Raw genomic sequence first — 24,083 nt, forward strand, 5'->3', positions numbered from 1 at the left:
AATAACAAATGCGTACGCCGAAATAACAAATGCGTACGCCGAAATAACAAATGCGTTGGCGTAGCCCGCACAACTCTTGGAGACGCTGCGCGTAAGGGGTACGACAAGCTACTTCTCTGCGAGAAGCTGCGCCCGAAGCGTAGCTATGCCGCAGGCTTTACGACTGCGCTCAGTACAAGTCAGTGACCACCGCAAATCTTTGGTGCAAAATATATTAGGTGTGTCTCTTAATGTAAAAACTATCACTATGCCACAATCAACCCCAGAATATATCTATGTAGAAAAACCCATCATTGAACAACTCATCAGCATGGGATGGCAATATATAGAAGGCAGTTGGGACAATCCCGCAATTACCGAACGCGAAAACTTTAAGCAAGTTCTACTGATACAACGCCTCAAAGCCGCCATCAAACGCATCAACTTAGATGACAACGGCAATCCTTGGCTAGATGATATCCAAGTTCAAACCGCAGTGAGTCAGTTAGAACGCTTGGGCGCAAACAGATTAATCGAAGCCAATCAAGCCGCTACAGAATTGCTACTTAAAGGTACTACTGTTTTAGGAGAAGACGGTAAACAGCATACAGTACATTTTATTGAATTTGCTCCTGAAAATCTTCACCGCAACAATTTTATCGCCATCAATCAATACCGAGTAGACCCGCCTTGGGCAACTGGTAATCGGGGGTTTATCGTCCCAGACATGGTACTACTTGTTAACGGCATTCCTCTAGTAGTGATTGAATGTAAAAGTCCCAATTTAGATAACCCGATAACTGAAGCAATTCAAGACTTATTGAAATATTCCAACCAACGGGGTAGCAGTCAACCAGAAGGCGCAGAGAAATTATTCCACTACAATCTGCTGATGATAGCAGCCTCTAGAGGACGGGCAACAGCCGGAACCATCGGCGCAAATTATGAACATTATGTTGATTGGAAAGATACCATTCCCAGCCCCCAAGCGGAAATTGCTGCACAATTAGGCGCTTCTGAATTGAATTCTCGCCAAACCCTGATCGCCGGGATGTTGAAACCAGCTAATTTGATCGACATCTTTCATAATTTCACCCTATTTAAAACCAGTGGCGATCGCACCATCAAAATTGTCCCCCGTTACCAGCAATATCGGGCAGTTTATAAAGCACTGCACCAACTTCAACACAATCAAACCCGCGCCCAACATGGCACAGATGACCAACGCGGTGGGATTATCTGGCATACCCAAGGTTCAGGTAAAAGCCTGACAATGGTTTACTTAATTCGGAAAATTCGCACCATCCCAGAATTACGCCGCTTTAAAATTGTTGTGGTTACCGACCGCCGAGACTTAGAAAAACAACTTGCAGATACCGCCATCCTCACCGGGGAACCATTGCAAAAGGCTAAAAACGTCAAAAAGCTAGAACAATACTTGCAACAACCAGGCGCTGGCTTAGTCTTCGGAATGATTCAGAAATTTAAAGGTGGCGAAGATTCTGATGAAGAAGCAGAAATTGAACCAATTCCGAAAAACCTCAATCCTTCCGAAAATATCTTAGTGCTAATTGACGAAGCACACCGTTCTCACGCCAAAACTCTCCACACCAACTTATTAGAAGCCTTACCTAACTGTGTCCGTATCGGCTTTACTGGTACACCCATTGTCAAAGCTGCGAAAAAAACCACGCTGCAAATTTTTGGTTCATTTATCGACGAATACAATATCCGCAAATCCCAACAAGATAAAGTCACTTTGCCGATTGTCTACGAAGGATTAGAAGCTAGAGGTACTGTAACCCAAGGTGATGACCTCGACAAACTTTTTGAAATTATCTTTGCTGATAAAACCCCAGAAGAACGGGCGTTAATTAAAGCTAAATACGCGACTAAAACCCAAGTTGGCGAAGCACGGGAACTAATTAAAGCCAAAGCTAAAAGTATGCTGCATCATTATATTGAGCGCATTTTAGCAGGAGGCTTTAAAGCGCAAGTTGTCGCCTCTACCCGTCTCGCCGCCGTCCGTTACCAAGAGTCATTTGTGGAAGCGCAACGGGAAATAGTACAGCAACTAGAACACCGCGCCCCGATTCTGCAAAATCTCGATACAGAGGTTTTAGAATCGCTTGATGCCGAAACTTGTTTTTTTGCTCAAGCACTCCCACATCTTGAAACCATCCGCAAACTAGAATTTGCTGTTATCATCTCTGGTGATAAAGGAGATGACAGTAGCTGGAAAAAGTGGACAGATAAAAGTCAACAGGAAATTAATATTGAAAAATTTAAAAAGCCTTTAGACCAAGATAGTTTAGGGATTTTAATCGTAAAAAATATGCTGTTAACGGGTTTTGATGCACCCCTAGAACAAGTTTTATATTTAGACAGGTCACTAAAAGAATACGAATTGCTGCAAGCGATCGCTCGTGTTAACCGAGTGTATAATGATAAAAAAACAGAAGGGTTAGTGGTCGATTATTACGGTGTTGATATCGCTGCTGCACTCTCGGTTTACGAGAATCTTGATACAGAATCTGCCTGGTTTGATATTCGTGCAGAATTGCCAAAATTGTGCGACAGACACCAGCAAGTTATCGCTCTATTTACTAAAAATAGCTGCACAATTGATGATATAGATGCTTGTGTAGACTTGCTCAGAGATGAACGCCTCAGAGTTGAATTTAACGACTGTTTCCAAGACTTTCTCAACACTCTCGATACAATACTGCCGCGTTCAGAAGCACGTCAGCCCTATAATTTTGTTCGAGATGCCAAAAAACTAGGCTTTATTAAAAAAGCTGTTGCTGACCTCTATAGAGATGAAAAACTTAACATCGTTAGCGCCAAAGAGAAAGTTAGGGCATTAATAGACCAATATATTGAATCGCAAGGTGTTGACCCAAAAGTGCCACCGATTGATATCATGTCACTGGATTTCAAAACCCATGTCCAGCGCCATCGCTCGATTAAAGCACAAGCCGCAGAAATGGAATTCGCTGCCCGTCACCATATCAGCGTAAATTATGAAGAAGACCCAGTTTACTACAAAAATTTAAGTGAAAAACTCACAGAAATTCTGGAATCTTTAGCTGATAACTGGGAAGCAAAAGTTGAGGCTTTGCGGAAGTATATAGAACAAATCCAAGCTGGCCGTACTACAGATGAGACTGGATTAGATCCCAAAACTCAAATGCCATTTATCAACATTTTAAGTGAATATTCCCAAAAACAACTCCCCGAACTTGCTCAAGCAACTGTAGAAATTGTCAAACATATCCGCCAAGAAATACGACGAATAAATTGGGCTAGCCAAATAGTCCAAGAAGATTTAAGAAGGTGGATAGCAGGCTACTTGGACGATCGTGATTTAGTGAGTTACAACCAACTAGAAGAAGTAGCAGATAAATTAGTCCAACTAGCTAGGAGAAATCGTGATAATTTAATGGCATGACAAGCATCACCTTTGGCGACCTGAATTTTGAAATTCGCCACAGTTCCAAACGCCGCACCGTCGGGATTACCGTCGAACGTGACGGTAAATTAGTCTTAGCTTCTCCCCCAGAAGTATCAATAGAAACCTTAGAAAGAATTGTCAGCGAGAAACGTTACTGGATTTACAGTAAACTTTTAAAAAAAGAGTCATTAAATCCACCAGCTAGCATTAAAGAATACGTATCAGGTGAAGGTTTTTATTATCTAGGACGTAGCTATCGCCTGAAAGTAGTAGAGCTTCAACAACAGCCATCTCTGAGACTCTATCAAAGCCGCTTTGAGTTACAACGCCCAGCACAAGCTCAAGGTCGAGAACACTTTATTCAGTGGTATCGGGAACACCTTCAGCCAATTGTAGAACAACAAATTGCCACACTGATTAAACGAGTTACTACTTCACCTCGTTCAGTACAAGTACGTGAGTTAGGGAATCGTTGGGGTTCTTGCGGACACAAAGGGGATTTATATTTTCACTGGCGAGTCGCAATGCTACCACGAGCGATGATTGAGTATTTAGCAGTTCATGAATTAGTGCATCTAATTGAACCGGATCACAGCACTGCATTTTGGCATAGGGTGGAGCGTATTGTGCCAGATTATATTGAGCGAAAGCAGTGGTTAGCTGAGAATGGGGCAATTTATAACCTTTAGAAATATGTGAAATGATCGGAGTGATCGCATTTAGGTCTTCAGGGTGGTGGAATTGTTTCAACTATGGTTTTAGGTATCATAAGTACTGTAAGCGGAGGAATTTTAGTTACTCTTTTAGAGACAAGAAGATTTCAATTAACTCCTGCAACCTTGAGTATCCCTAGTGTAATTGTTACCGTCATTGGTGCAATAATTGACATCTTTCTATGGAAATTATTAACTAGACGTGCTAGTTATTCAGTTGAATTAAATTGCTATAAAAATTATGCCTAGAGCCAAGTTGTTAGTAATTAACCCTTTGAGATTTTACGCCAATATAAAAACTCCACTAACTTTTAGTAAGTGGAGTAATTAATGTTAGAGTTTCAAAAATGAATTCTCATTAAAATCGCTATTTTTACTGACAAGCGAAATTAGTCTAAAGATTTCTTAAGTTCATCTTTAATGTTTTCTACAGTGTGAGTAACTTGGGCTTCAGCTTGCTTTTCTTTTCCTTCAGCTTTATCTTGTGGATTACCGGTTATTTCGCCTACAACCTCTTGAATTTTTCCTTCAATATTTTTTGCAGTAGCTTCTACTCTTTTTTCGGCACTCATGGTTTTTATTTCCGATTTGTAGTTGATTCAGCTATTACATAAACTAACAATAGTTTATTCTTTGTTACTTCCATCAACCGATAGAATAATCTGATATATTATATTAACCTAAGATAGATGCGGGATGCTCTTGCTAGCTTGCTTCTCCAAGGGGTACGGCTTGTGCGATCGCAAAGCCTCCCGTAGGGAAACAGTACGCAGGCTAATTATATGCATCTTTATAGATTGGTATAAGTCAAAGCAAATTTTTAAGAAAAGGAAAGTCAAGGAGTGGCAACAAAACGTCAAAAAAATGTCTGGAAGAGTGAGATTAATGACATGATTCGGGGTGCTTGTGGAGGTTTTTTATTTGGCATTCCTTTACTGTACACAATGGAGGTTTGGTGGATTGGATCACTGGCAAAACCACAACTGATGATGATGGCGATCGCATTGATGTTTATTGTGGTTTTCTTGCTCAATCAGACAGAAGGCTTTCGGAAACGCAGATATAGCTGGCAAGCTTATCAAGCCGCAATGGATACCGTACAAGCGATCGCGATCGGACTAGCTTGCTCTGCCTTTGTGCTGGTACTATTGCGGGAATTGACGCTAGAAACTTCCCTAAAAGAATCTTTAGGTAAAATCATCTTTGAAAGTGTACCCTTTACTCTGGGTGTAGCATTAGCAAACCAGTTTTTGGGAGATACCAGAAATAGCAATACAGAAGGACAAGCAACCGATCAGGGAAACAGCACAACCAAAAATGAAGGCGATGAGCTATACGCCACCTTCACTGATGTGGGTGGAACCCTAATTGGTGCAACTATAATTGCATTTAACATCGCTCCAACAGATGAAATTCCTATGCTTGCAGCCGCAGCCTCCCCACCTTGGCAGTTGGCAATGATCGCCACATCTTTGCTGATTTCTTATGGGATTGTATTTCAGGCAGGCTTTTCTGACCAGCAAAAGCGTAAACAGCAAAAGGGAATTTTTCAACGACCATCGAGCGAAACTATTATGTCTTACCTAGTGTCACTGCTAGCAGGCGCTTTTATGCTGTGGTTCTTTCAAAAATTAACTTTTAGCGACCCTTGGACAATGTGGTTAGATCACACATTGATGCTGGGGTTACCTGCAACTATTGGCGGTGCAGCCGGAAGGCTAGCAATATGACTAAAACAGAACAAAAACCAAAGCTATCAATGGCTGAGTGGGTGACATTCAGCGTCGCCTCACTTATCCTAGCAATCATTGTCAGTCTGGTAGGATACACTTGGGTGAACGAAAAGAATCAACCTCCCATACTTTCTGTTACCAAAAAAGAAACAATTCGGGAAATTAATGGACAATTTTATGTTCCCTTTGAAGTCGTGAATACCGGAGGAGACACAGCCGAGTCAGTTCAAATTATGGCTGAGTTAATGATTAACGGTAAAGTTGCAGAAACAGGAGAGCAACAGATCGACTTTTTATCTCGTGGTGAAAGTGAAGAAGGTGCATTTATATTTAGCCAGAATCCGCGCCAAGGTCAGTTAAATCTGCGTGTTGGTAGTTATAAATTGCCCTAGTGAAGATTTAAAACCGCAGATAAAGGCAGACTCACACAACAGATTCTAGGGTGGGCATCTCGTTTGCCCTTAACTCCAGGCTGACAAGACACTCACCCTATAAGATTAGATAATTTGGCATTGCAGAACAGTGGGATGAATTGAGGGAAGCTGTTTTTAATCGGGGCAGGTAGAGGAAGAGATTCTATTAGTTGTTAAATTATCCCGCTTTCTCTGCAACACCGATAATTTATTTCTTAAAAATTTTTAAGCTTTAACCTTAGCTTTTGACCAAACGCCGTTTTCATCTTCATCATATTGCTGGTGAACAGTCTCCCAAGCAGCTTGTTCAGCCGTAAATTCGTCATTTTTTTCATTGAAGACAGTATTATAGCGCTCGATGAATGTACGTTGAGCTTCATCCGAAAGATGAGCGCGAACCTCAGGAGACAAATCTTGTGGGCTGTTGCACTGTCCAGGACAAGGGCGAGCAAAGGTTTTTTCAATTGTGTGAATTTCTTCGCCACCAGCACTTTCGAGCAACAATTGAAATTCGCCAGTGCGATCGCTCGGAACTTCTGCCATTACTAAGAACTCGCCAGCTTGTAAGCGGGTTTGGTAGATAGCCGCTTTATCTTCTGGCATCCCCAAAGTAGTTAGAACCGATACTAGACCAGCACCTGCACTACCTGCGATCGCTCCACTGGCAGCCCCCAACAGTACTGCACCAATAGGCCCTGCTGCCACGATTGAACCAACAAAAGGAATAAACAGTACGCCTACACCCGTGAGCAAACTGAGAAAGGAACCAAACAAGGAACCAAAAACTGCCCCTGTTCTCAAACCTCCTACAATCACATCTTTTTTACTAATAAAGCCAGCAATTCTAGTTTCTGACTGGAAGTTTCTGCCCATGACCGAAATATGATCTCTAGGCACACCCCTGTCTAGTAAACGCCGAATCAAATCATCAATTTGCTTCTGTTCTTTAAATACAGCAGAGATAGTACGTTCTGCTTGATACACTTCTAACACTTAAAAACTCCTGGTATTATGTTGTTTTTGCAATGAATATAGTAAATAGGTAGATGCAGGCAGATTAATCCTTTCACACCAATTGAGGGAGGATTGATTCCTCCCTCAATTAGTTTGACAGTCAGCCATCCTTAACTGGTGACTTATGAGCTACACACTTACAGGAGTCTTGGCACCTTCTGCTGGCTTTCTACCATCTGCGTCTAGTGCTTCCCCTTCAATAAATGAACGCAGCATCCAAGCTATTTCCTCATGCTGTTCCAGGAGTCCAGTTAAAAAGTCAGCAGTTCCCTGATCGTGGAACTGTTCACCCGATTGATCCAAATGATCCCTTAAATTCCGAATAACCTGCTCGTGATCATCCACTAAATTAGCTACCATCCCTGTTGCTGTGGGAACACTACCAGCATGTTCCTTGAGGGTAGCAATCTTGAGAAATCCCTCCAATGAGCCAACTGGGAAACCGCCCAAAGCGCGAACCCGCTCTGCCAAGGCATCAATATTTATAGTTAGCTTTTGGTAGTGTTCTTCCCAAAGCTGGTGCAAAGAGCGGAACTGAGGGCCAACTACATCCCAGTGGTACTTTTTGGTTTTCACCAACAGTACATAGGCATCTGCCAAATCTTGATTTAACAGATTAATTACCCCTTGACGCTGTTCTTCTGTCAAACCAATGTTTATCGCACGCATTGTTTTCCATCCCTAAGCAAACTTATTTATTAATATCTCAAATTTCAGACAGATTCCACATCAACCAAAGGAAATATTGTGAGTTGAAATTAATTCTTACATCCATAATACTACCTATGTCTTAATAGGTAGTATTAAGCCAATAATCTAGTAATTAGCGAACTTTATTGTTTTTAAGCTACAACAATAAATATATAGAAAACTGAAGCGTATTTAATAAGGTTCGGTTAAGCCCAAAAAATAAAAATGTGTAGGTTGTGCGGTCTCCCGACGAGCCTTGCAAGTGGCGTTTGAGGAACAAAACCCAACTGTTGCAGGGGTTGTTGGGTTTCACGACCTTCAACCCAACCTACAAATATTCTTAACCGAACCGTATTGGAAGCGTATTGACTTTTATACTTAATTGAAGTCACCAGGTTAACAGTGCTAATTAGTAATGGGTCACTGCATTTACGCAATCACCCATTACTACTGAAAGATTACCAGAACTATTATTTTAGTTACTTACCTGTAACTTTCTCTAACGCATTCTTTATATTTTCTTCCACAGATGTTGCAGCCTGTGAATTTTCTGGACGCTTCTGCTTGTCAATATCAGCAGCTCCCTGAACCTCATTAAGTCCTTCGTTAGTCTCTTTTTGAGTCTTTTTCAATCCTTCTGGTGGTTCTTTAGCGGCTTCGTCAGTTTTGCGTTGAATGTCAAGCAGTTGTGTAGTAGCTTCGGTAGGGTCACTTTGGTAGCTATCGATCGCAAAAGCAGGAAAAGCACTAGATAACAATAGTAAGGCGCAAGTAAAAGCCACAACTAGGAAGCGTACTGGACTTAAGATAGATAAAACAGAAGCAATCTTTTTCATTTAAAATCCTCGATAACAGCTTTAAAAACGCAGAACTTTCACTAAGAGAGCCGAAACTCACACCTTATTTGGTAAAGAGCAAAAATAGCAAGCTCCGCTTCAATCTGGAAGTTCTTTATAAACGAACCTGGCGAAGAAATTGTCTTTGGATTTCTGCATCGAAACTAGTAAGGGATAATAAGCAAATACCACCTTAATTCTTTAGCAAAATCATTACATTTTTTATTAACAATCTTCTCTCAAGGTTCACTGTTTTTACTTTTACTATGAAAATGCTAATGCCTACATCAATCTCCAGAATGAAATTTCCTATATCTATAGTCGTAATAAAATCAGTCTCTAGGTATATCGACGGCAGGTATCAAGGCAAAGCAAGCGAATCCTAATACAGATGTGCTGATTTTAGAAAAGGCTAACATCCGTCGCAGTGGTGCGATCGCAATGGGTATGGATGGAGTGAATACCGCAGTCATTCCCGGTCATTCTACACCATAACAATACGTAGATACAGATATTCGTACTGAAGCTGCATCAGCATTAAACGAGTTAATTACACAAGACGAATTGTTACTTTTACTAGATAAACTTCAAAGTAATGATGTAAATCTTCAATTAAATTGATAAGTCTGTCTTATTACTTTTTCTATTGAACTTAGGCGATGGAACATTTCTATTAATTCATGGGATCTTGTTTTTCGCTTCGCCAGCAGTACTTTTAACGGCGTTAAATAATGAACATCTGGGTCATCTCCTAAAGCAACTTCGGCTGCAAGCAATACTTTTGTCGCATTCCCAAAAATATCCTCGTTGTCAAACCCTTCTTTTGCAGAAAGTTGGTGTAATGCTGCATCGGGTACAGTTGCTCTACCCAGTAAGGTTTCATCTAACACCAAACCTTTCAATAATGTCAGTAAAGCTGCATAGGTTAAAAAGTCATCACAACTATCACAAGCCTTAAATTCAATGCGTCCCACTTCAGCCGGAATGCGGGCGATTTTTGTCAAGGAAGGTATGCTATTAATCAGTTGTTCTTGTTTCTGAATAAAAACCAGGGCTGCTGGTCTTTTTCCGGTTCTGATAAATGTTCGTACCGATAAACCATCCCATAATCCTCCCTTATAAAAAGGGGAACTATAACTAAAAGGGACGATATAGGGACTGTAATAAGTTAACTTTTTGCCAACATCAATTACATCTTCAGTAGACAAATTTGCCATTGAAATATTTAAATCTGGGCCGTATGACACCATGTGAATATTAGCAGTTTGTTCGTCAGGATAAGCCTCTAGCTGTTTGATTTCATAATCGTTTAATGGGGGTTGAGGCTCAAAAACCGGATTGTAGGGATTAAAACTAACTAAAACTGGTGATAAACCAAAGTCAGCAGCAACCTGACTTAGCAAGTGAAAACTTTCTGACAATTCACTAATAGCGCCTTGAATATCAGAATGTATAGTCGTTCTAATTTCAATACCTTTAGCATGACAGTCTATCACCTTCTCGGAATCTGCAAATCTTTCAAATCCCTCAATATACCATCTTTTCATCTTAATACCCGCATCCCCAACCCGCAGTTGAGGATAATCGCTGGGGTATGTAGGTAGCCTTTCAATAATTTGATTGAAATCAGCAAATTTTGTCTGATAAAAATCAGCAAACTTGCCTTCTTTGTTTAAGAAAGCGACTTCATGCTCAATGCCAAATAAAAACATTATGTATACCTTTATTGTTTATTGAAGTAGGTGCGTACCCAGTTGTCGAGGATAGTTTCTCGTAAACAACAGCTTATTTGATAAGATTTTGCAGTAGTAAGTTAATCAAATTCGTAAGCGTTCGTTGCAAGAATCTCAGATGATTTAGGATCTACTATAATTGGATCTGCTATCTGAAGCTCATAAGCTTTAGCCCAGAGGAGAATTAGTAGTGTTTATTGAATGATGCCAAGGTGAACTTTGGTTTTCATGAATACCTCCACAACACAGATTAAATCTCCTTTTTCAGCGTAAGTAGAAATAATTCTCAAGATTAGTCTAAAATGGATTTTACCTGAAGACCGACTGTTGCGATTTAAAAACTTCTCTGGTTTATTTCTTGAGGCAGCGATGCCTACGGCTGGCTACGCCTACGCACTTTCTTGATTATTCTGTATTGCCACCACTATCTTCATAGTCGCTGGGTAGGGTAGCTTAGTAGTGACTGAGGAAAGCTTGAGACGTGAGTTTATGACAAGTACCGTTCAATCCCCCTACAGCAGCGAACAGATTGCCGCTTGGTTGCGTGGACTGCTCACCATTGCTTGGGCAGATGGTAATTTTGATGCCCAAGAACAGGAATTAATTGCCAGCATCACTAAAAATGAATTAGCTCCTAAGATTAAATGGGACTTACTAGAGGTAATTACGCCGGAAGAATTAGCCGCAGTTTTGGGAAAAGGTACGCCAGCATCGGAAAATTTCTTAAGGACAGCGATCATGGTAGCGATCGCAGATGGCACTTATTCTCCCAGCGAAGATCAGGTTCTGCATCAGTTCTGCCAAGCCTTGGAACAGCCAGACAATTTACTAGAAGCCCTTCGCCACACCCTAGAACACCCACAGCTTACCCCCACTATCGCCAGCACTGGGCTTACAAAGCGTCAAATTAATGCATTACACCCCCTGCGCGACTGGCTGGATAAGCTAGATATCCAAGACCCAAGAGTAGCCCGCTTTTTGTGTAAAATGATTCCCTCCCAGTGTCCCTTTGAGCGGGATGTTACTTTATTTGGACGAAAGATTGTCCACATACCGCCGATGTGTAAAATTAACCCGTTGTATGAACAACTGGTGGGCTTACGTTTCCGCGCCCTCTCTTATCTGGCAGATAAATGTGGTGAAGATGTTTCACCATATATTTAGTCATTAGTCTTTAGTCTTTAGTCATTAGTTAAGAAGGATAATGTCAAGTAGGAGGTTTCAAGAATTACAGGTTTATCAACTGGCAGAACGATTAGCTGACGACATCTGGAAAATTGTTAATGGATAGTAGTCATTGCCACAAGATACAGTAGGTAAACAGATTGTCCGTTCAGCCGATAGTATTGGTGCCAACATAGCAGAAGGAGTAGGACGAGGGAGTTATCAAGACGATCGACGATTTGTCTCAATAGCAAGAGGATCTTTGTATGAAACTCAACACTGGCTAAGACGAGCATATAGCCGTAATCTCTTAACAGATGAACAAATAGATGCACTCAAGCTAATCATTAATGACCTAGCACCTCAATTAAACGCCTACCTAAAATCAATTGGCAATGTTCCAGATGACTAATGACTAATGACTAATGACTAATGACTAATGACTAATAACTAATGACTAATGACTAACTATGCAATTTATCGACCAAGCAAAAATTGAAGTTGAAGCTGGTAAGGGCGGCGATGGTATTGTCGCCTTCCGGCGGGAAAAATACGTGCCAACTGGTGGCCCCTCTGGTGGTAACGGGGGAAGAGGCGGTTCAGTATTTTTCGTTGCCGACGAAAACCTGCAAACCTTGCTGGACTTCAGATATAACCATCGCTTTCAGGCAGAAAAAGGGACTCGTGGTGGGCCAAATAACTGCACTGGAGCAGCAGGAAAGGATTTAATCATCGAAGTTCCCTGTGGTACGACCATTTATGATGCTGAAACTGGCGAATTGCTGGGGGATTTAATTGAGCCTAAGCAGACTTTGCTGATTGCCCAAGGTGGTAAAGGCGGACTAGGAAATCAGCATTTCTTGAGTAACCGTAACCGCGCCCCAGAATACGCCCTCCCAGGATTACCAGGGGAAATCAAGCAGCTGCGTCTAGAGTTGAAACTTTTGGCAGAAGTGGGGATTATTGGCTTACCAAATGCTGGTAAATCCACTCTAATTTCATCTTTATCAGCAGCACGTCCAAAAATCGCAGACTACCCTTTCACTACCCTCATCCCAAATTTGGGTGTAGTGCGGAAACCTACTGGCGATGGTACTGTTTTCGCCGACATTCCCGGACTAATTGAGGGAGCGGCTCACGGTGCAGGACTGGGACACGATTTCTTACGTCACATCGAGCGCACGCGAGTGCTACTTCACCTAATTGATGCCACTAGTGATGATGTGGTTAGAGATTATAAGACAATTAAGGAAGAATTACAAGCTTATGGACGGGGTTTAGCAGAACGCCCGCAAATTTTGGCGCTGAACAAAATTGATGCAGTTGATCGGGAAACTGTCGATTTGGAGGCGTTAGCTAGCCAACTTAATCATCTCTCATACGCGCCGGTTTTTGTGATTTCAGCAGTTACCCGCACCGGGTTAGAGCCGATGTTACAAGAAATCTGGGGAATTCTCGACCAAATGAAGGTTCCTCAAGAAGTGGAGGTATTGAGATAATTCGTAATACTCGCCTCCGGCGAGAAGCAAGCTACGTAATTCGTAATTACTACTTTCACAAGGGAAGTAACTGTTAGCAGCAGAAATACTTTGTTTTTTACTCACGGGATGAAAGCTTTTAAAATTACGAATTATATTTATGTATCCTGGATCAGGGGAATCTTAATCACAAACTCAGCGCCTTGTCCTAGCTGCGAAATACATTCTAAGGAACCGCCATGTCTTTCTGTAATGATCTGGTAGCTGATGGCAAGCCCCATCCCCGTACCTTTGCCTATGGGCTTGGTGGTAAAGAAGGGGTCAAATAGTTGTTTTTTAACATCTTCTGGTATTCCCAATCCATTGTCGGCAATGCTAATTATTACCTGATTTGGCTCCTGTAGTTGGGTGCGAATGCAAATTGTTGGAATTGGGCATTGAAAAGAGGCTCCAGGGGCGGGGTGCTCTTAGCAGAGGAGAAAATTCTTCTCTTTTGCTAAGACCTAACAGCTCCCCTGCTTCTTCCTCACTCCCCACTCCCTCTTCTAAAGCATCGATCGCATTTGACAAAATATTCATAAATACTTGATTTAGCTGCCCTGCGTAACATTCAACCAGTGAGAGTTTGCCGTATTCTTTGATTATTTCAATTGTCGGGCGTTGGTCATTAGTCTTGAAGCGGCTTTGCAAAATCATCAGAGTACTGTCGATTCCTTCATGGATATCAACAGCTTTCATTTCGGCTTCATCCAAGCGCGAAAAAGTTCGCAGGGAAAGCACAATCTCTCGAATGCGATCTGCCCCAACTTTCATTGAGTTGATTATTTGTGGCAAATCTGACTTCAAAAAGTCCAGTTCGATTTGTTCTGCAAAATCCTCAATTTCTAACACAGGTTTAGGATAATGACTTTGATAGAGTTGCAAAAGTGAAAGTAAATCTTGGGTGTATTCCTTGGCAGGAGTGAGGTTGCCATAGATAAAATTGACCGGGTTGTTGATTTCGTGTGCCACTCCTGCGACTAGTTGACCCAAACTGGACATCTTTTCACTTTGAATTAAGTGAGTCTGGGTGTGTTGAAGTTCGCAGAGTGCTTCTTTAAGTTCTTGGGCTTGTTGTCTTAGTTGCGCTTCTGACTTTAGCAGGGCTTCCTTGGCTTGTTTACGTTCTGTGATTTCCCTAACAACAGCTACCCGACAGAAAGGCTCTCCTGTTTCAGGATGTTTAACCAAAAACAGGCTGCAATCAGTGGGAATTTCTATACCCGTTTGAAAATGCCTATAGCGAAACTCGCCTTGCCAGAAACCATGTTGAAATATCAAACGAGTAATTTGTTGCTGAAACTCTGCAAAAGCTTCTGGTGAATAAAAATCAACCAAGGATTTGGTTTTGGCTGCTTCCAAGCTACTAAGTCCCACCATCTTGAGTGGCAGGGTTTACATAGAGAATTTGCCCTTCCATTGAAGCAATGCCAATAAAGTCACTGCTATTTTCAACCAACGCTACAAATTTTTGCTGTTCTTCTTGAGATCGTTTGCGCTCTGTGACGCTGTAATTCAGCCGTTTCACGAGCGATCGCTAGTTCTTTGTTTTGTTGGCGCAGTTCTTTTTCAACTACCTGGAGTTCTTCTAGGGTTTCCCGAAGTGCCTCGCTCTTTTGCATGAGTTCAGTAAAATCAGTAACTTTGTCAGTCACACCCAGAACTTTACTGCCTTCATTGTCTAAAACGATATCTCGAATACTACCCACCAGAAATTTATTACCAGTCTCATCCTCAAAGCAAGACTTTTTTGTAGAGATGAGATGGGTTATACCCTGAGCATCGGTAAAAAGATCCTGGTTCTCATTAATAATATTTCTGGTGAAAACCAGTTCATCTTTTTGCCGGAACACATCAGCTTCTGTTTGAGGAAAAAAATCATAGTCTGACTTGCCGATTAATTCTTCTCGGCTATGACCGACGAAATCACAATAGGTATCGTTAAGTAATACCCAGCTATGTTGACGGTCTTTGACAAAAATTGGGTCAGATATGCCATTGATCATCTGATGCAGAAATGCCGGGGAGAAGTTTGTCTGTTGCGTATTTTGTTTTTGCACGGAGTTATCTAAAAATCTGGGATGGTTCATACCCGAATTCATCTCTCAAATCGAGTTAAACAAAAGCTGTTTAGCTAGGTGTGTGTCAGCATGAGTAGTATTTATTATTCCCAGACTAAATACGGTTGCAACAACCTAACCAATCTCTAACTTTTAGTGTTTCTAAAGGATTGGGGACAAGTCTATTTTGTTTTCTACGGGAACAAAGACGCACTAGCGATGCCTGCGGTGGTCACTGAGCACAGCCGTTCGCGCAGCGTCTCGTAGAGAAATGTGGGCTACGCCAACGCATTTATCGACTGTGGCGCGGCTTTTTTGATTAGCATAATTGATACAAATGCTTAAAAGCCTTGCTTGCTCGTAAAAAAACGGAGTTAGACTAGAACCACAGGGTAACAATCAGAGGAATATTATGATGAGCGATCGCGACTACACATTAATCATTGACAAAAGCGGTAGTATGTCCACGCCTGACCAAGTGGGTGGTAGAAGTAGATGGGAGATAGCCCAAGAGTCTACACTGGCTTTGGCAAGAAAGTCCGAACAGTTTGACCCCGATGGCATCACCGTTTACGTGTTTTCCGGTAGATTTAAACGCTACGATGATGTCACCTCAGCCAAAGTCGCACAGATATTTCTCGAAAATGACCCTTCTGGAACGACAAACTTAGCAGGTGTACTCCAGGATGCCCTCAATAACTACTTTCAACGCAAAGCAGCCGGTAAAACCAAGCCAAACGGAGAGACAATTTTAGTCATCACCGATGGTGAACCAGATGATCGTAAAGCTGTGTTTGAAGTAATCATTCATGCGACTCGCCAGATGGAACGTGATGAAGAATTAGGAATTTCGATCATTCAAGTAGGTTCAGATGCCCAAGCAACTAAGTTCCTCAAAGCATTGGATGACCAGTTGCAAAGTGTTGGTGCTAAATTTGATATCTGCGATACCGTAACTTTAGACGACTTAGAAGAAATGAGCCTTGTAGATGTATTGACAAACGCAATAACTGACTAATGTGTTGATCATCCATAGTCCAGTAACTCTGAACTCTTAATTGGAGAATTGAATAATGCTAGAAAATCGTGATTATACCTTGATTATCGACAAGAGCGGCAGCATGGCAACCCAAGATCAAAAGGGTGGTAGAAGTAGATGGGTTGCAGCCCAGGAATCTACTTTAGCTTTAGCTAGTAAGTGTGAACAATTTGACCCAGATGGGATCACTATCTATGTATTTTCTGGTAGGTTTAAGCGATACGAAAATGTGACATCCAGCAAGGTATCACAGATATTTCTCGAAAATGATCCCTCTGGTACAACTGACTTGGCAGGTGTGTTGAAACACGCAACTGATGATTACCTTCAGCGCAAAGCAGCCGGTCAAACAAAGCCAAATGGTGAAACAATTTTAGTGGTTACTGATGGTGAACCGGACGATCGCAAAGCAGTAATGAGGGTGATTATTGAAGCTTCTCGTCGCATAGATCGAGATGAAGAATTAGCCATTTCCTTCATTCAAGTCGGGACAGATCAGCAAGCTACCCGCTTTCTTAAAGTCTTAGACGATGAACTCCAAAGTGCTGGTGCTAAGTTTGATATCTGTGACACAATTACTATGGAAGAGATGGAAGATTTGAGTCTATCGGAAGTGCTGCTCAACGCCATTAACGACTAGCTATAACATTTATAGGAATTGCAAAAATGGATTCCATCGATAAGCTGTTAGCTGAACTCCAAACTGAATACAAAGAAGTACAACCTGAACAGCAGTCAAAATCAGCCACAGCCAAATCCTTTATTCCACCATCGCCAAAGTCGGCATCTTTCATAGATAACCTTTTGGCAGAAGTTAAGGCTGATTTTGCCCAACAGGATGCTGCTATTGAATTGAAAAGACAGGAAGAATTAAAACAGGAACATATTCGACAAGAACAACTCAAAGCCAAACAACTAGAGGTTTTGAAAGTGCAGGCAAAAGAATGGTTAGCCAAAGTAGATCCACTTTCATCCGAAGGACTTTGGTTTGAAAGGTTTGCTGAAAGTTACTCTTCCAAATTAGAGGCAGCGATTGAATATTTAAGAAGCAATTAATAAACAATTCAAAATTCAAAACCCTATTGATAAATCTGCTAGCTCAAATTATAAGTTAGCAATTATTATTTATTACCTATACTCAATATTGATGGTGATTTGTTCTAGCTAAATGTTTAACAGCCCATTCATGCATAGCATAAAGAATTGGTTGCAAAGTTTCTCCTAAAGGCGTTAAAGAATATTCTACCTTGGGTGGAATTTGGGGATAAACTTCTCGATGAATAATGCCGTCTTCCTCCATTTCTCTGAGTTGCTGGGTTAGCATCTTTTGCGTAACTCCAGGTAAAGCCCGTTGCAACTCACCAAAGCGTTTTACGCCAGTCATTAATTCTCTAATAATCAAAACTTTCCAGCGTCCGCCAATCACCTTTAGGGTAGTTTCTACTTCACAAGTCAGCCTGCGATGGTTTTCTGCTTCAGCTTTCATAGTTTTTTTGTAGGAAGAACCTGACTCAGGTTTGCTGGGTAGTACCGCTAGTTATCTGATTATTGCTTGTTTTAGGTCTTCCATAACTAATGTTTGCTGATTTTTCCTAATTCCTTTAAGAATACTCAAGAACCTCAATTACTTCAAAATCCGAATAGGCAATTCAACCTCAGCATTGAACGAAACATCTGCCTGTTGAGCCATATTTACCGCTTTGGTTCGCGCTTCTATAATTTGACCTATCTCACGCCCCAAGCTTGGTTGACGTTCAATCATTAGATTTACAGCATCTGAGTAGATAACAAGAACTTGCAAATCGTCAACAGCGGTGATTGATACCGGACTCGCTTCCCCAGTAAATAGTGCCATCTCGCCAAAGAACTCACCACGCAAGATAGTCATTACCTCCAAATCCATGCCAAACTCGTTCGTGACGGTGACTAGAGCCTGACCCGCAATGATAATGTACAACGCCTTACCAGGCTCACCCTGCCGGATGACTTTTTCGCCAGCACCGAACTGTTGTAAAATACTCCCCTTGGCTAAGTCATCCAAATTTTTCTCCTCTCTAGCCAAAGGCATAAATCCGGGAATTGAGTGCAGGTGAGCCAACTTACTTGAAGCGCTATCTGCCGATTTAGCAGCTTCCACAGCATACTCATATCGGTAGCGATATAGCGTCAGGTTATTTCGCTGCGCTGCGTACCAGATTCGCGTCATAAATCTATCAAGTATCTGCTCTACATCCTCAAAGTTTTCGATAAAGAACTCCACCTCATAGATAATTGCCGTCTCTTCATAGGATGTGGTTTTGCTCTCTGGTTCGGGTTCGGCTAATATTCCCTGGGTAGCCAGAGCGGTACTTTGTAGTACCTGCTTCACGAGGTTAGGGGGGCTATCGTATGAGAAACCAATATTGATGCGTTGGTTATAAATGCGTTCTGGTTGGCTGTAATTATGGATTATTTCTTTGCCAATGAACTGATGAGGAACGACAATTACCTGGCGCTGGAGAGTTAGGAGGCGAACAGATCGCCAATTAATATCAATTACCTGCCCTTCGATCGCCTGGTCTTCGCTATTGCCAACGCGCAACCAATCACCGACGCTGAAGGGGCGTTCGAGAAGCAGCGCAATGCCAGACATGATGCTACCCAATGTATCCTGAAGCGCCAAACCGATCACAATCGAGCTAACGCCTAATCCGGTAGCCAGACCTGCCAAATCTGCACCCCACACCGCCGCCAGCACGATCGCGCTTCCTACAAGCACCAAAAACAGCCGGGAAAGGTCGATCAGTAGTTTGGGCATCCTTGCCCGCCATGTATTTGCCTCAGCTTCTTCAAATAAAATCACATTAAATAGCGAGAGAGAGGCGTAGATAACAGATATCCAGAACAGCGTTTCGACCAGCTTGGCAAAATTCCCATTAACGTCAAGCTTCAAGACATTCCTGATCAAAACCATCAGTATTAAGACCGGCAGGACGAGGTTTTTCACAACCCGCAGTGTAGCCGCCAACGGTCTACCGCGCCTTTTTAAATGATAGATCACCTCTCCTAGTAAAACTACCAAAAGTGGGAACCCTAATCCGACAATTACCGCCCAGGTGTGCCAATCGCTGGAAAACCTTAAATTACTCATAGACTTCTTCCTCTCGAACACTTACTGTCTGCTTAGAATTTTTGAGTTGCCAAGCCACTAGCTTTTCTTTTCCAGGTTCTTGAATTTCACCAAAGAGCTTAAAATCGTAGATATCGTGCAGGCGATCGCAGACGTTCTGAGAAACTAAGATAACTCCTGGCGGACAAGCAGACTTCAACCGATTGGCAATATTTACGGTATCGCCCCAAACGTCGTAGAGCAATTTATTTTTGCCAATCACGCCTGCAACCACATCTCCGGAATTGATGCCGAGCCGTAGGTCTAGATGCAAGCCTTTTTCATAATTAAATCGGCGGACAAACGACAGCATTTCCAAAGCAAAATCTACTGTGCGTTTGTCATGATCCAGACGCAGCACATTCAGCCCGCATACAGCCATGTAACCGTCACCAATAGTTTTAATCTTCTCCAAACCATATTTATCTGTCATTTCATCGAAGGCTGTTACCAGTTCATTAAGCAAGCCAACAACTTCTTGAGGAGACATTGATTTCGTGAGCTTAGTGAATTGGTCGAGGTCGGAAAACAAGACCGAGACATTAGAAATCTGATCAGCAATTTCTCGATCGCCCTGTTTGAGGCGTTTGGCGATCGCGGCTGTAGGAACTGCCATCGCCAGGATCGTCAAGAAGAAGTTTCTTGCCAACGGGGTTGGGGTTAGCGACGGTGTAGTAGTACTGTAGGTAACGGGCTGCGGCTGTTTTTGGCGTGTAAGATGCCAGAATCGGCGAACCCTCGTTAGTTCGCGCTAGTCTGGTGAGAAATTGTGTTTGGTAGTAGGTATCAATTTTTTTGTCAAAATCCGCTGGTACTATTGATTTATCAAGTTCGCGGTAAGCCGTCTTAAACTCCTGCATGGCGGCGATGACTGTCATATCTTCGCTTAAAGTCTGGCTATGGTTGTTAAGGTTTTCAAAATAATCTTGGATTTGATAAGTTTTGGCAGCCCGAAGGCTGGTTAATTGGTTGAAGACCTTTTCCGTCAGAAGAGATTTACCAGCACTAGAGCATATAAAGGTGCTTGCGAGCATCGCGCAAAGGCTGACTACCAGCAACATGACTATGAGTTTTGTCTTTATACTTAATTGCTTAAATAATTGCATATAAATTTTCTTGATATTCTTTGCCTTATTTCTCTCATTAGACATAGGAGTGAAATTAAATATGCGTTATCCAGAACCCTTGTAGAGACGTAGCACTGCTACGTCAAAACAATTCTTTTTCACTCCTATGTCTAAACCAATACGGTTGAGTTAAACCCAAAAAATTAAATTATGTAGGTTGGGTTGAGGAACGAAACCTAACGTTTTCAAGCCTTTGTTGGGTAACACTAAAGTTCAACCCAACCTACAATTATTCTTAACCCAAGCGTATTGATGTCTAAACGATAAGTTCCAATTCATTTGATACACTAACCACTGGTTTTGTCAAGACTAATTAAGATGCGTTTGCCAAAAGCAAATTATCAGAAATTAAAGGGTTTAATACCCTGCGGGAAGCAAGTTACAGTCGGGGTTTAAATCCCCGACTGTAACTGTCTTTAATGCGTGAATTTTGAATTATTTAAGTTGTTACCGGGGATGCAGCAGCAGAGACAACGTTAAGGTTAGCAACTAACCCATAGGTTGATACATACTCTTCTAACTCTGCTAATTCAACCGTGCCATTTTTATCGGCATCAAGAATATTGAAAAGAAAATCAGTTACGTACCTCCTGACATCTTCAGAACTACGTTCGCCTGTTGTCATATCTTCTATTCGACCTAAAAGCTCCATAATCTCGTCTTTATCGAGTGCATTGCTGCCATCTGTATCCAATTGCTGGAAAAGTTTTCTCACATCTTCTGTTGCCATTCTCGAAGAACGCAGTGTTTCTCGCAATAATTCATTACCAAATGAATTCATAAACAATATCTGCTCGACGAGTGGTATGCAGAAGAACCCCAGCGCTGCCCAAAAAATTGCATATTTTACGGCTTCAGGATTTGCAGTTGCACTAACTCCGAGGAAAAGAGCAGCCCAAAGGAAAAAGTTGGGATTAACAAGCAGGATATAAGCATCTCTGGCTTCTGCCTTATTCAGCTTGCCTTTTGTAAACACTGAAGTTAATAGGGCAAAGACGCGGATTAAGATAAAGACTAATGTTGCCACTGCTAGTTGTTGCAGACAAGCTAGCGATCGCGTTGCATCCGTTGAGAAAAATAAATCGCCCAGGAATGTTGATGGTGTAAACTGAAACCCAGTTGCCAAAGCCATTAATGCGACAGCAAGCACTCCAATAAATTTCCAGTTCTTACTATGGTGATTTGATTCAACAGGAGATTTCTCACGCCACACTTGGGCTAAAGCTCCCGGTATTGCCAAACCAACAATTAGAATCACACCGAAAAATATCAAGCTTGAACTGTTAATTGGTAATTGTTTTGCCAAGCCAATAAATTTTATTGAGAATACCAATCAAATCTCACAAAATCGCGTTGCTCTCAAGAAGGCAAGAGGCAGACCTCCTGCCTTTCAAGCTAGATGTTGAATGTTCTCAATTTTTTGAACATTAGATACTCAAGGATATCTATAATTACGTAGCTACCAACTCAGAATCAATTTCCGATGGCGCACTATCCTGGACTAGCGATCGCGTTTCGCCATCGCGCTGGAGGATACCGCCAACCATTGCCAACAAGGCGTTTACCTTGCGGGTTCGCCACATATCTACGAGTTTTTGCACTTGAGTTGCAGACATGCGTCGCATCATCGCTTCATAGAGATAAGCCGCATGTCCAGTTTCATCTTCGGCAATACTTAGCATTCCTAACTTCAAGTTCCGAGCAGTTGGCTCGTTATCAGGTAATACTTTCGCCATTCGCACAAAGTCTTTACTAGCATCTAACTCCAGAATGTATGTGCTAGCCATAAACACATCCCAATCAATCACAGCAGGTTTGAGCTGTTCTTGAGGGTAGCCCTCAAAGAATGCTGCAAAAAAGGGACTACGTTGCTGTGATTTGTTTGTCGATGGAGTTTGGGGTTGACGCTTGAAATCTATAACTTGTTTATCCAACTGTTGTAAGGCGTGGGCAAAAATTTTACCATGCCTAGTTTCATCTGATGCATGTTTTGCTAGTTTTTCGGCTAGCCATGTATCGCCTTCAGCAGCTGCGCGATCGCCAAGTGCAGTTAAAAACGGCACAGAGCCAGATTCCGCCAACTGAAACCCCGCAAGGATGTTGGGGCGGGTTTTCAAATCACGAATTTGAGCAGCAGAGTAATAAGCAAAGACACCTGAACCAGCTAGATGCAGAATGTGAGTCAAGAAGTTCATCAGAAATTGCCGCTAACAATTGCAAGGTTACAATTCTTATACTAACTAATCCGCATTTTCTATTTGGTTGCCGCCAGAGGGTGTTACAATTTTTGATTTTGAATTGCCTACAGTTAATAACAAATATATCTTTTGATTTTGCTAATATCATCCCACAGAGGTAATGCAGGTGAGTTTGAATGGAGAAATTAACTAAACGAGTGCGATTTTGGCTTTGTGCAACTATCATGATTTTCGGTTTGATCGGCTGCGATCGCTTCATCAGTACTTCTGGAGAACCAGTTGAGCGAGTCAGTGATGGCGATACTTTAGTAGTGAAAGATGCTGATGGCAAAAATCTTACCGTGCGCTTTGCTTGTCTAGATGCGCCAGAAATAGCTCATACTAACAAAGAAAAGCAGAGTAAACGCAATAGCGATCGCAATCAATTTACTTGGGGTGTAAAAGCACGAGAACGGGTGCAACAACTCGTCCAACAAGGAGGCGATCGCGTGACTTTGAATATCACCGATAGCGATCGCTATGGACGTAAAATTGCCGAAGTTCGTTTAAAAAATGGCACTTTTGTGCAACAAGTATTGTTGCAAGAAGGTTTAGCAAAAGTGTATCGTCCCTATTTAAACAAGTGTCCTAGTAAAAACTTAGTTCAACAAGCTGAAGCTGAGGCCAAGGAGCAACGGCTTGGTGTTTGGAGTGATACTAAATTTGTGAATCCTTGGGAATATCGCAGCCTATATAAAAAATAGGAACTTTAGCTGTTTCTAACTGAATCCACTACATTTTTGAGCATTGCATATTTGCAGATAAATACCTTTTAATGTGAAACTACCGGCAGTGAAACTGAGATAAAACAAATACGCGATCGGCCAAATGATAAAAACGCCCAGCAAAATTAGTGCTGGTGTGAGAAAAATCCAGGCGGCGGCTGTATCATTATCCAACCACGACTTAGTATATATTTTTTGCATCTATAATTTTCCCTCTTAGCTATTATGACTTTCCGCCCTAATTCTACCCTTAGCTTGGTTTTTCTCAGCATTAGCGATGTATGCCGACAAGTCGCTTCGGGAATTATGGCTTTTGGAAATGGCAGCAATTTTGATGCAATACTGCGTAGGTTTTGTCTAAAAAATAAAAATGTGTAGCGACTGTTTTAAAAGTCAAGCGTAGGCGTAGCCCGCATCTCTGTACTTAATTGCGGTGCGACAAAGTTTGAAGTACCTCAACACGACTTTGAAGTACCTCAACACGACTTTGAAGTACCTCAA

General features: G+C 41.8%; 23 protein-coding genes and 3 pseudogenes. 11 read left to right on the forward strand and 15 right to left on the reverse strand.

Annotated features, from left to right (window positions below):
- The first annotated feature begins 145 nt into the window (after nucleotides 1-145).
- The gene (locus tag ACFFAP_RS17975; RefSeq protein WP_375512480.1) at nucleotides 146-3,430 is read left to right on the forward strand and encodes a type I restriction endonuclease subunit R; all 3,285 of its coding nucleotides are present in this window, start codon (nucleotides 146-148) and stop codon (nucleotides 3,428-3,430) included.
- Nucleotides 3,427-4,122 (forward strand): M48 family metallopeptidase, encoded by a 696-nt coding sequence (locus tag ACFFAP_RS17980; RefSeq protein ID WP_375512481.1) that lies wholly within the window; start codon nucleotides 3,427-3,429, stop codon nucleotides 4,120-4,122. The genes ACFFAP_RS17975 and ACFFAP_RS17980 overlap by 4 nt, the downstream gene beginning before the upstream one ends.
- A 413-nt stretch (nucleotides 4,123-4,535) precedes the next feature.
- Here the strand turns inward: ACFFAP_RS17980 and ACFFAP_RS17985 are convergent, their stop codons facing one another.
- Nucleotides 4,536-4,718, reverse strand: coding sequence for a CsbD family protein (locus ACFFAP_RS17985; RefSeq protein ID WP_375512482.1), 183 nt, complete (start codon nucleotides 4,716-4,718; stop codon nucleotides 4,536-4,538).
- A gap of 270 nt (nucleotides 4,719-4,988) precedes the next feature.
- Between ACFFAP_RS17985 and ACFFAP_RS17990 the strand changes: the two genes are divergently transcribed.
- Nucleotides 4,989-5,876, forward strand: a complete 888-nt coding sequence (locus ACFFAP_RS17990; RefSeq protein ID WP_375512483.1) for a TIGR02587 family membrane protein — start codon at nucleotides 4,989-4,991, stop codon at nucleotides 5,874-5,876.
- On the forward strand, nucleotides 5,873-6,271 hold the full coding sequence (locus tag ACFFAP_RS17995; RefSeq protein ID WP_375512484.1) for a TIGR02588 family protein: 399 nt from the start codon (nucleotides 5,873-5,875) through the stop codon (nucleotides 6,269-6,271). The genes ACFFAP_RS17990 and ACFFAP_RS17995 overlap by 4 nt, the downstream gene beginning before the upstream one ends.
- 246 nt (nucleotides 6,272-6,517) lie before the next feature.
- Here ACFFAP_RS17995 and ACFFAP_RS18000 read toward each other — a convergent pair whose 3' ends face one another.
- From ACFFAP_RS18000 to ACFFAP_RS18015, 4 genes are all read right to left on the reverse strand, one after another.
- Nucleotides 6,518-7,285, reverse strand: coding sequence for a ChaB family protein (locus ACFFAP_RS18000; protein ID WP_375512485.1), 768 nt, complete (start codon nucleotides 7,283-7,285; stop codon nucleotides 6,518-6,520).
- Between the two features lie 150 nt (nucleotides 7,286-7,435).
- Complete coding sequence (locus ACFFAP_RS18005) at nucleotides 7,436-7,975, reverse strand: Dps family protein (protein WP_375512486.1); 540 nt, start codon at nucleotides 7,973-7,975, stop codon at nucleotides 7,436-7,438.
- Between the two features lie 500 nt (nucleotides 7,976-8,475).
- Complete coding sequence (locus ACFFAP_RS18010) at nucleotides 8,476-8,832, reverse strand: hypothetical protein (protein WP_375512487.1); 357 nt, start codon at nucleotides 8,830-8,832, stop codon at nucleotides 8,476-8,478.
- Nucleotides 8,833-9,440: 608 nt separating this feature from the next.
- Nucleotides 9,441-10,544 carry a glutamate--cysteine ligase gene (locus tag ACFFAP_RS18015; protein ID WP_375512488.1) on the reverse strand — a complete coding sequence of 368 codons (1,104 nt, stop codon included), beginning with the start codon at nucleotides 10,542-10,544 and terminating at the stop codon, nucleotides 9,441-9,443.
- 510 nt (nucleotides 10,545-11,054) lie between these two features.
- Between ACFFAP_RS18015 and ACFFAP_RS18020 the strand changes: the two genes are divergently transcribed.
- The 3 genes from ACFFAP_RS18020 to obgE all read left to right on the forward strand — a co-directional run bounded on the left by ACFFAP_RS18020 (nucleotide 11,055) and on the right by obgE (nucleotide 13,228).
- Complete coding sequence (locus tag ACFFAP_RS18020) at nucleotides 11,055-11,729, forward strand: Mo-dependent nitrogenase C-terminal domain-containing protein (RefSeq protein WP_375512489.1); 675 nt, start codon at nucleotides 11,055-11,057, stop codon at nucleotides 11,727-11,729.
- Between the two features lie 133 nt (nucleotides 11,730-11,862).
- Nucleotides 11,863-12,141, forward strand: coding sequence for a four helix bundle protein (locus ACFFAP_RS18025; protein WP_375512490.1), 279 nt, complete (start codon nucleotides 11,863-11,865; stop codon nucleotides 12,139-12,141).
- A 58-nt stretch (nucleotides 12,142-12,199) separates the two neighbouring features.
- Nucleotides 12,200-13,228, forward strand: a complete 1,029-nt coding sequence (gene obgE, locus ACFFAP_RS18030; RefSeq protein ID WP_375512491.1) for a GTPase ObgE — start codon at nucleotides 12,200-12,202, stop codon at nucleotides 13,226-13,228.
- Between the two features lie 137 nt (nucleotides 13,229-13,365).
- Here the strand turns inward: obgE and ACFFAP_RS18035 are convergent.
- The 3 genes and pseudogenes from ACFFAP_RS18035 to ACFFAP_RS18045 form a co-directional block, all read right to left on the reverse strand.
- Nucleotides 13,366-14,386 (reverse strand): annotated as a pseudogene (locus tag ACFFAP_RS18035) (ATP-binding protein); the annotation flags it as partial.
- Between the two features lie 21 nt (nucleotides 14,387-14,407).
- Nucleotides 14,408-14,774, reverse strand: a pseudogene (locus ACFFAP_RS18040) (PAS domain S-box protein); the annotation flags it as partial.
- The gene (locus ACFFAP_RS18045) at nucleotides 14,698-15,336 is read right to left on the reverse strand and encodes a PAS domain-containing protein (RefSeq protein ID WP_375512492.1); all 639 of its coding nucleotides are present in this window, start codon (nucleotides 15,334-15,336) and stop codon (nucleotides 14,698-14,700) included. The gene ACFFAP_RS18045 and the pseudogene ACFFAP_RS18040, both read right to left, overlap by 77 nt.
- A gap of 382 nt (nucleotides 15,337-15,718) precedes the next feature.
- Here ACFFAP_RS18045 and ACFFAP_RS18050 point away from each other — a divergent pair, with 382 nt between their 5' ends.
- Genes ACFFAP_RS18050 through ACFFAP_RS18060 form a run of 3 tightly spaced genes read left to right on the forward strand, consistent with a single transcriptional unit; the run spans nucleotide 15,719 to nucleotide 17,401 of the window.
- Nucleotides 15,719-16,324: a VWA domain-containing protein gene (locus tag ACFFAP_RS18050; RefSeq protein ID WP_375512493.1), complete on the forward strand. Its 606-nt coding sequence runs from the start codon at nucleotides 15,719-15,721 to the stop codon at nucleotides 16,322-16,324.
- A 55-nt stretch (nucleotides 16,325-16,379) separates the two neighbouring features.
- Nucleotides 16,380-16,985, forward strand: coding sequence for a VWA domain-containing protein (locus ACFFAP_RS18055; RefSeq protein ID WP_375512494.1), 606 nt, complete (start codon nucleotides 16,380-16,382; stop codon nucleotides 16,983-16,985).
- Nucleotides 16,986-17,011: 26 nt separating this feature from the next.
- Entirely contained in the window at nucleotides 17,012-17,401 is a 390-nt protein-coding gene (locus ACFFAP_RS18060) for a salt stress protein, Slr1339 family (RefSeq protein WP_375512495.1), read from the forward strand.
- An 82-nt stretch (nucleotides 17,402-17,483) separates the two neighbouring features.
- Here the strand turns inward: ACFFAP_RS18060 and ACFFAP_RS18065 are convergent, their stop codons facing one another.
- The 6 genes from ACFFAP_RS18065 to ACFFAP_RS18090 all read right to left on the reverse strand — a co-directional run bounded on the left by ACFFAP_RS18065 (nucleotide 17,484) and on the right by ACFFAP_RS18090 (nucleotide 22,815).
- Complete coding sequence (locus tag ACFFAP_RS18065; RefSeq protein ID WP_375512496.1) at nucleotides 17,484-17,831, reverse strand: winged helix-turn-helix transcriptional regulator; 348 nt, start codon at nucleotides 17,829-17,831, stop codon at nucleotides 17,484-17,486.
- A 138-nt stretch (nucleotides 17,832-17,969) separates the two neighbouring features.
- Entirely contained in the window at nucleotides 17,970-19,475 is a 1,506-nt protein-coding gene (locus ACFFAP_RS18070; protein WP_375512497.1) for a cyclic nucleotide-binding domain-containing protein, read from the reverse strand.
- Nucleotides 19,468-20,109: an adenylate/guanylate cyclase domain-containing protein gene (locus tag ACFFAP_RS18075; RefSeq protein ID WP_375512498.1), complete on the reverse strand. Its 642-nt coding sequence runs from the start codon at nucleotides 20,107-20,109 to the stop codon at nucleotides 19,468-19,470. Before ACFFAP_RS18075 ends, ACFFAP_RS18070 begins: the two co-directional genes overlap by 8 nt.
- Entirely contained in the window at nucleotides 20,048-20,599 is a 552-nt protein-coding gene (locus ACFFAP_RS18080; RefSeq protein ID WP_375512499.1) for a hypothetical protein, read from the reverse strand. The genes ACFFAP_RS18075 and ACFFAP_RS18080 overlap by 62 nt, the downstream gene beginning before the upstream one ends.
- 460 nt (nucleotides 20,600-21,059) lie before the next feature.
- Nucleotides 21,060-21,953, reverse strand: coding sequence for an EF-hand domain-containing protein (locus ACFFAP_RS18085; protein WP_375512500.1), 894 nt, complete (start codon nucleotides 21,951-21,953; stop codon nucleotides 21,060-21,062).
- 118 nt (nucleotides 21,954-22,071) lie between these two features.
- Nucleotides 22,072-22,815, reverse strand: coding sequence for a ferritin-like domain-containing protein (locus ACFFAP_RS18090; protein ID WP_375512501.1), 744 nt, complete (start codon nucleotides 22,813-22,815; stop codon nucleotides 22,072-22,074).
- A 179-nt stretch (nucleotides 22,816-22,994) separates the two neighbouring features.
- Here ACFFAP_RS18090 and ACFFAP_RS18095 point away from each other — a divergent pair, with 179 nt between their 5' ends.
- Nucleotides 22,995-23,561: a thermonuclease family protein gene (locus ACFFAP_RS18095; RefSeq protein ID WP_375512502.1), complete on the forward strand. Its 567-nt coding sequence runs from the start codon at nucleotides 22,995-22,997 to the stop codon at nucleotides 23,559-23,561.
- Nucleotides 23,562-23,618: 57 nt separating this feature from the next.
- On the opposite strand, the pseudogene ACFFAP_RS18100 reads toward ACFFAP_RS18095, so the two are convergent.
- Nucleotides 23,619-23,783, reverse strand: a pseudogene (locus ACFFAP_RS18100) (sugar ABC transporter permease); the annotation flags it as partial.
- Between the last annotated feature and the right edge of the window lie 300 nt (nucleotides 23,784-24,083).

Origin of the sequence: uncultured Nostoc sp. (genome assembly GCF_964245575.1) — a bacterium.
Taxonomy (GTDB): Bacteria; Cyanobacteriota; Cyanobacteriia; order Cyanobacteriales; family Nostocaceae; genus Nostoc.

Bases quoted from the DNA above. Each gene is read 5' to 3' on its own strand.
- ACFFAP_RS17975 (WP_375512480.1), top strand. From the start codon at position 146: ATGCCGCAGGCTTTACGACTGCGCTCAGTACAAGTCAGTGACCACCGC.
- ACFFAP_RS17980 (WP_375512481.1), top strand. From the start codon at position 3,427: ATGACAAGCATCACCTTTGGCGACCTGAATTTTGAAATTCGCCACAGT.
- ACFFAP_RS17985 (WP_375512482.1), bottom strand. From the start codon at position 4,718: ATGAGTGCCGAAAAAAGAGTAGAAGCTACTGCAAAAAATATTGAAGGA.
- ACFFAP_RS17995 (WP_375512484.1), top strand. From the start codon at position 5,873: ATGACTAAAACAGAACAAAAACCAAAGCTATCAATGGCTGAGTGGGTG.
- ACFFAP_RS18005 (WP_375512486.1), bottom strand. From the start codon at position 7,975: ATGCGTGCGATAAACATTGGTTTGACAGAAGAACAGCGTCAAGGGGTA.
- ACFFAP_RS18010 (WP_375512487.1), bottom strand. From the start codon at position 8,832: ATGAAAAAGATTGCTTCTGTTTTATCTATCTTAAGTCCAGTACGCTTC.
- ACFFAP_RS18015 (WP_375512488.1), bottom strand. From the start codon at position 10,544: ATGTTTTTATTTGGCATTGAGCATGAAGTCGCTTTCTTAAACAAAGAA.
- ACFFAP_RS18020 (WP_375512489.1), top strand. From the start codon at position 11,055: ATGACAAGTACCGTTCAATCCCCCTACAGCAGCGAACAGATTGCCGCT.
- obgE (WP_375512491.1), top strand. From the start codon at position 12,200: ATGCAATTTATCGACCAAGCAAAAATTGAAGTTGAAGCTGGTAAGGGC.
- ACFFAP_RS18045 (WP_375512492.1), bottom strand. From the start codon at position 15,336: ATGAACCATCCCAGATTTTTAGATAACTCCGTGCAAAAACAAAATACG.
- ACFFAP_RS18050 (WP_375512493.1), top strand. From the start codon at position 15,719: ATGATGAGCGATCGCGACTACACATTAATCATTGACAAAAGCGGTAGT.
- ACFFAP_RS18055 (WP_375512494.1), top strand. From the start codon at position 16,380: ATGCTAGAAAATCGTGATTATACCTTGATTATCGACAAGAGCGGCAGC.
- ACFFAP_RS18060 (WP_375512495.1), top strand. From the start codon at position 17,012: ATGGATTCCATCGATAAGCTGTTAGCTGAACTCCAAACTGAATACAAA.
- ACFFAP_RS18065 (WP_375512496.1), bottom strand. From the start codon at position 17,831: ATGAAAGCTGAAGCAGAAAACCATCGCAGGCTGACTTGTGAAGTAGAA.
- ACFFAP_RS18070 (WP_375512497.1), bottom strand. From the start codon at position 19,475: ATGAGTAATTTAAGGTTTTCCAGCGATTGGCACACCTGGGCGGTAATT.
- ACFFAP_RS18075 (WP_375512498.1), bottom strand. From the start codon at position 20,109: ATGGCAGTTCCTACAGCCGCGATCGCCAAACGCCTCAAACAGGGCGAT.
- ACFFAP_RS18080 (WP_375512499.1), bottom strand. From the start codon at position 20,599: ATGCAATTATTTAAGCAATTAAGTATAAAGACAAAACTCATAGTCATG.
- ACFFAP_RS18090 (WP_375512501.1), bottom strand. From the start codon at position 22,815: ATGAACTTCTTGACTCACATTCTGCATCTAGCTGGTTCAGGTGTCTTT.
- ACFFAP_RS18095 (WP_375512502.1), top strand. From the start codon at position 22,995: ATGGAGAAATTAACTAAACGAGTGCGATTTTGGCTTTGTGCAACTATC.